The organism is Vibrio sp. 1249-1, from assembly GCF_033340495.1.
This window is the reverse complement of record NZ_JAWOWJ010000876.1, coordinates 1-581: the sequence shown is the minus strand read 5'-3', so window position 1 is coordinate 581 and position 581 is coordinate 1. Positions and strand designations below refer to the sequence as shown.

Annotated in this window: 1 protein-coding gene; it reads left to right on the top strand. The window is 35.5% G+C overall.

Annotation, left to right across the window (positions count from 1 at the left end; all coding sequences use genetic code 11):
* Positions 1-203: nucleotide exchange factor GrpE (grpE, locus tag R7Z50_RS29420; protein WP_318150004.1), on the top strand; the 203-nt coding region annotated here is incomplete at its 5' end.
* Between the last annotated feature and the right edge of the window lie 378 nt (positions 204-581).

Sequence of the window (581 nt, the reverse complement as noted above, 5' to 3'; positions counted from 1 at the left end):
AGACGTTTGTTGATGTGGTTGCTAAGTTTGGTTTGAAAGAAATTAACCCTGAAGGCGAAACGTTCAACCCTGAATTCCACCAAGCAATGTCTATTCAAGAAAGCCCAGATCATGAATCAAACACCGTGATGTTTGTTATGCAGAAGGGTTATGAGTTAAACGGCCGTGTGATTCGTCCTGCAATGGTTATGGTTGCTAAATAACGACGCAAGTCACTGCAAAGTAAATACAAAATGCCTGTCACGTTTGTGATGGGCATTTTTGTTTCAAACAAAGGCGTGCTCCCTCTGTCTCGCTGAACCATCGATATCTAAAATTTGATCCCTTTCAAAGTTTTTCCTATTGAGGATATTTTTTCTTATAGGGAATTTTCTTTCTATCAACTGCGTAGTTATACAACCTTCAACCGATAACTAGTTGTTATCATTTGACTAAGTGAACTTTGTTCTGAATATGAATGTATTCATAGTTTGTTTTGCTGAATTTTGTTGTTAACAAAAATGTAAATTATCACTTTATTTTGTAACTTTGATATGTATTATTTGCGACCACTGCTTTAGAAATAAGCAGATATAACTACA